Origin of the sequence: Mesobacillus selenatarsenatis SF-1, assembly GCF_000813125.1 — a bacterium.
Taxonomy (GTDB): Bacteria; Bacillota; Bacilli; order Bacillales; family Cytobacillaceae; genus Mesobacillus; species Mesobacillus selenatarsenatis.
The window spans coordinates 1-233 of sequence record NZ_BASE01000140.1 but is presented as its reverse complement, the minus strand read 5'-3'; the positions used below and the strand labels follow the sequence as shown (position 1 = coordinate 233).

Here is a 233-nt window from a genome sequence, read left to right as displayed (position 1 = left end):
TTTGAAAAAGGAAAAACCTATAACGTAACGTTTGATGCACGAGCAAATGACGCTCGTAAAGTCAATGTGAACATCGGAAAAGAACTGACCGAAGATCCTTGGTTCATTCCATATGCACCAACGCAAACATTTGATTTAACAAACGAAATGCAAACCTTTACCTATTCATTTGAAATGACCGAAGATACATTCAACGATGGAAAAATTGTCTTTGAGCTAGGCAACATTCAAGA

Annotated in this window: 1 protein-coding gene; it reads left to right on the top strand. The window is 36.9% G+C overall.

All coding sequences use genetic code 11. The annotated features are described in order from the left end of the window. On the top strand, nucleotides 1-233 hold a 233-nt coding region (locus TY49_RS23690; RefSeq protein ID WP_041968346.1), incomplete at both ends, for a carbohydrate binding domain-containing protein.